This is a genomic window from candidate division WOR-3 bacterium, assembly GCA_029858255.1.
GTDB lineage: Bacteria > Hydrothermota > Tepidihabitantia > SM23-42 > SM23-42 > SM23-42.
Window position 1 is genome coordinate 1 of record JAOUFJ010000062.1, and the last position, 5,216, is coordinate 5,216.

Below are 5,216 nucleotides of genomic sequence, written 5' to 3' on the forward strand. Positions count from 1 at the left end.
TCATGGTGATGTTTTCATGACTTTGTACTCCGAGGTACCTCAGAGTTTGGCTGTCATTCACGATAGTGTGTTGCCGGCTGGCCAGGATTTCTTTACGATCAGCGCAGATGATAGTTCGGTTATTGCGCTTACGGTTGACGGCGAAATAATTGGTGTTGCCGAAGGAACTGGATACCCGGTAAATATAACTATCAGCCCGCAGAGTGGGGGAGAAACGCTCAGGGTGACGGTCACCAAAGCGAATCACTACCGTTGTGAGGCAGACGTACCTGTAGTACAGGTCGGCGTGGCTGAAGATGATACTCCTGAGACACCAGGATCGGTGACGATCTGTAGTATCTATCCCAATCCTTTCTCGAAGCAAACACAAATACGATGCATGATTCACGATACAGACCGCACGATACAGGAACTGACACTGAACATCTACGACGCTGCGGGACGTTTGCTTAAATCCTTCTTACTTCCCAATTCTTACTTATTAAGTTCCACGTCAGTGGTCTGGGATGGGGGAGATGTAAGAGGAAACGCGTGCCCTTCAGGCGTATATTTTATCGAACTGACTACTGAAGATACAAACATCACGAAAAAACTCCTACTACTCAGATAATATCACTAAATAACTTCATTCCGTCATTCCGTAATTCTCGGAATGTCGGATAATGCCTTTCCACGCTCACGTTATCAGTCGTTATGGGTTAATACATATCGGTTAATATTGGTCATAGTTGGTTTCAACAAGTCGATGCCAAAATACTATATCCCGAGTTATCTGATTGGTTGATTCACGCAACTATCCAACTCTGGTATTCTGGTAATTACCAGAATACCAGAACATGCTGGCCGCACTCCCAGCCGCTTAAATAGTACAGCCACGGACATTCCGTGCTGTACCTCCAGCCACGCGTGGCTCCCCTCAATTAACAAATCTACAAATCTGCTAATCTACAAATCTACAATTCTTCCTAATTATATTATACTCGTGTTATTGCGTTACCGCAATCGGTAAATTCCTTAAATTGGACTTCGGATATCCTTAGAACATGATATGGGAGTCTGCACGTTGATGGCTCAGGATGTGTCAACTGTCGAGTGAAATTATGCCCTCGTTGATTGCGAATTTGGTGAGCTCGGCGATGCTCGTAAGCTTCAGTTTTTTCATGATATTTCTGCGATGCGTCTCGACCGTTTTTGTGCTCTTGTGCAAGTGGTGTGCGATGTATTTTGTATTCTTCCCCTCGGCTATTAGTTGAAGAATTTCTCGCTCTCGCGGTGTCAGGGTCCACTTAATATTGCCATTCTTAGGTTGTTGTTCACCAATACCAGCGTCCACGATGATGTGTGCTATCTGCGGACTAATGTATACTTGATTTGCAGCAACAATATGGATGGCGTTATTCAATTCCTTATAGGCACAACTTTTGATCAGATATCCCGTAGCGCCAGCGCGGAACATATCGACAACATATCGCCTATCTGAGTGCATAGATAGACAAATTACTTTTGTCTGTGGAATTACTTTCTTGATTTTACGGGTCGCCTCCATGCCATTCAGGTCTGGCATTGTGATATCCATTACTATGACATCAGGCTTGAGTTCAAGTGCAAGTTTCACAGCTTCTCTGCCATTTTCGGCCTCACCAACTACTTTTATATTAAGTTCCTTATGGAGCAGGCTACGCATGCCTTCACGAAATAAAGTGTGATCATCCGCAAGTAATACACTTATACTCATTCTTTCCCTTTCATTCTTTCTCTATTCTTCTAACATGTGAATTCGAAATGGATTTTGATTTGAAGTATGCTGTACTCTGCATTAAGTTTTCAAGTCCTTTGAGACAAAATTTCCAGGGGTGCGACGAGCGCGACCGAAGTTCCTTGACCGACCTTGGATGAAATTTGGAGTTTGCCACGCATGTGCCGCAAACGTTCTCTTAGATTGAATAAGCCGAAGCCTTCATTTTTCTTAGACTTCTGTTCCAAGATACGATGGTTAAAACCATTGCCATTATCTTTGACTTCTATTCTAATCGTGTTATCGTCCTTAAAAACAGATACCATTACTTCGCTCGCTCGTGCGTGCTTAACGACATTCGTTAGCAGCTCGCGCACCGATTGAAAGAGAATCACCCTGGTGTCATTGCTCATCGGTTTCGGTTGCCGGTCACAGGAAAAAGCACACTCAATACCGTGTTTTTTGCTGAATTGGCCTGCTAGCCACTCCAACGCCGGTTCGAGACCCAGATCATAGAGAATTGGGGGGCTGATTTCAAATGTGAGCGAACGTGCCCGCTGGTTAGTCTGTTCTATTATCTCTTCAACTTCCTCTATCGCCTTCAGTATTTCGGGAATAGATCTTTCTTCTCGCATAGACTGCAATTTTACTGTGGCAAGCGCCAATGCTTGGCTTATGTCATCGTGGAGGTAGGTGGCAATCTTGCGACGCTGTTTTTCTTCGACCAGAGAGAGTTCATGGGCGAGTGACCGAAGGTCTGCAGTACGTTCTTCCACTAATTGCTCCAGGTGATCGCGGTGTTTTTTCAGTTCCTTTTCTGCTGTCTTACGTTGCTTGATTTCCTTACGGAGTTTGACATTTTTGAGTTGTGAGACTTCGGCCTCCTTTTCTTTCTTTTCAGTCTCATACCGCGTCCGCATGGTTGCGATCTGTCTGCTTTTGGTTGTGTTGAAAACTTCTTGCGTGAGTCTGTGGTAATATTTGTAATTACGCAGCGCTTTTCTGTGATCGCATTGTTTCTCGTATAATATCGCCAGATTCTCATATGCTTCGATCTGAACGTCCTTTGCGCGCTTCTCTCTTGCGTATTGCAGACTATTTTCAAAAGAAACAAGCGCCTTCGTATACTTCCGCAATTTCATATAGACATTTCCCAACGCAAGTTGAGTTCTGGCAATACCGTATTTATCTCCGATCGTATTGAAGATTTCTATCGCCTTTCCAAGATACTCAAGCGCTTTTTTGTTGTTGCCTTGATTGAAATAAAATTCTCCTATGTTTTGATGACAAAGCGCACAGCCTTTTTTGTCGTTGATCTTTTTAAAGATTCTTAGACTTCTGAGAAAATGCCTAAGTGCCCTATTATGATCACCCCTTTCGCAGTAGTTTACTCCAACATTCAGACAGGTTGCTGCAATATCTCGATGGCTATTTGCCGATTCAAAGAATTTGAGAGCTTGAAGGAAGTAATTTGTTCCTTGTTTGATGTCATTTTGGCGAGAAGACATGACTCCCATATCAAGCAGTACCTGTGCGCTTCCGACTTTGTCTCCTCTTATATCGTAAATTCTTAAGGCTTCAATATAGTATTGCAGTGCATTTTTGTAGTCGCCGATTTCAGTGTGGATAATGCCGCAATTAAGCAGACTCAGTGCCCGTCCCTTTTCATCGTTGATCTCATTATATATTTCAATCGCCTTTTTACAGTGTCCCTTCGCCTGTGAGTATTCAGATGCGATTCTGTAAGCGCTGCACATTACACCATGGCTGTCAGCAATGCCCTTTTTGTACTTTGATTTCCTGGCTAACAATAGACTGCGCTTGGCGATATTTATCGTTTTCTTAGGATCCGATATGCGAAGTTTATTCGCCGATTCTAATAAGGCGTCGACTCTTTTCGTGCCACAACCTCTGTTGTCCGCATTGGTATTGCGGGTTTTCGATCTCTTCACGTTCTGTGCTTTCTTATTCTGAGTCATGGTTTTTTGCACAAATTCGGAATTGACATATGAAATGAGTTATTGCGATATCGTATTCAAATCCGCCGTGTTTTTTAGGACAATACCCATACGATATGAAACAACTGTACTTTGACAAAACTACCACAGGATTTACGCACCTCATGTTATTACCTCCTGTATTCTATGTTTTAGTACTGGGTTCTCAATTACTTGTATATTCTACGTCAATTGTATACATAGTATTATATCTGTCAATATCCAAAAAAAGGGCTTGATTCCTGTATGCTTTCGATCGGCCCCCGCACCCGCAAGCGGCTACGGGGGCTTTGACCGGGCATCGGATGATGCGTTACCTTACCAGAAGTAATTTTTGCGATTCAGTATGACTGCCTGCTGATAAACTCACAAAATAAACACCGCTGCCTAACTGACGATCAGCCTGGTCCGTACCGTCCCACTTCACTGATGACTGGTAACCGATAACAGATAACCGCCCAAAATCCCTGACCAATCTACCACTTGCATCGTATATCCGCAGGGTCATATCTACTTCACTGTTTGTCATTCTGTCATCAATTATCTGATATCTGATATCGATTTGGCGTGTGAAGGGGTTCGGGTTGACCTGCAGGTAAATAGTTGTGACTGGTGTGATTTGATTCTCCACGATACCGTATTCTAGCGCATATTCGAAGAGGTAATACATTATTGCTCCAGCGCCATATAGAGATTCGCCATTAGTCAACACTATTACTGCCGAATTCTCCGCTGGGCAGAAAGCGATCGTCGTGGCGACTCCATAGTCATTGCCGTAGTGTCGCCATATCCACCTCATTCCCAAAAGATGCTCGTAGAACCAGATCAGTCCTATTCCCAGGCTGGTACTTATTTCGTACTGTACGGTGGTCATGAGTTCGACCGTCGTACTGTCCAGGATCGTGTCGCCCTCGAGATGCCCGTATTGTCTGAAGGCGGTCAAGTACCGAACTAATTGTGCTAAGCTCGTTCTGAGTTGTCCGTCAGGATACGTTGGAAAACCATAATGACCTATGGGGCTATAATACGTGCCATTCCAGTGATAGGGCATCGCAATGTTACTGGTATCAAGATTTGCCAGGAACCACCCAGTTTCGTTCATTTCTATTGGATGAAAGATCGAATCCTGGCAGTGAACAGGGAAACTGTCTTCGATCACCTCTACCAAATATCCGATCAGAGCAGCACCGACGTTACTGTAATCATGTACGCTACCCGGAGGTGTGTTGATGAAGTTCGCTGCGCTGTCATAATAGATTCCGCTTGGTGTAAGGTAGTTGTAAAGGAAGGTGTCCAGTGGTATGGGAGAGTCTTCACCAAATGTGTAGAGTGAGTTATAGAGTGTCATATTGTCCCTTATATGTTCTGTTTCAGCACATGTGGGACACATTGGCTAGAATTTAGTAGACACTCTTAGGGTTGTGCTCCGTCCAAAAAGGGGTATGATTGAGTGCCCCGAGGAGGAGACATGGAGAGCACAACAC

The 5,216-nt window shown here is 44.0% G+C and carries 4 protein-coding genes; 1 reads left to right on the forward strand and 3 read right to left on the reverse strand.

Features of this window, described 5'->3' with window-relative positions; all coding sequences use genetic code 11:
* The coding region (locus OEV79_12265) for a T9SS type A sorting domain-containing protein (GenBank protein ID MDH4212209.1) at positions 1 to 610 on the forward strand (610 nt) is incomplete at its 5' end.
* A gap of 471 nt (positions 611 to 1,081) precedes the next feature.
* Here OEV79_12265 and OEV79_12270 read toward each other — a convergent pair.
* The 3 genes from OEV79_12270 to OEV79_12280 form a co-directional block, all read right to left on the reverse strand.
* Positions 1,082 to 1,735, reverse strand: a complete 654-nt coding sequence (locus OEV79_12270) for a response regulator transcription factor (GenBank protein ID MDH4212210.1) — start codon at positions 1,733 to 1,735, stop codon at positions 1,082 to 1,084.
* A gap of 89 nt (positions 1,736 to 1,824) precedes the next feature.
* Positions 1,825 to 3,714, reverse strand: a complete 1,890-nt coding sequence (locus OEV79_12275) for a sensor histidine kinase (protein MDH4212211.1) — start codon at positions 3,712 to 3,714, stop codon at positions 1,825 to 1,827.
* Positions 3,715 to 4,045: 331 nt separating this feature from the next.
* Positions 4,046 to 5,080: a serine hydrolase gene (locus OEV79_12280; GenBank protein MDH4212212.1), complete on the reverse strand. Its 1,035-nt coding sequence runs from the start codon at positions 5,078 to 5,080 to the stop codon at positions 4,046 to 4,048.
* Positions 5,081 to 5,216: the final 136 nt, after the last annotated feature.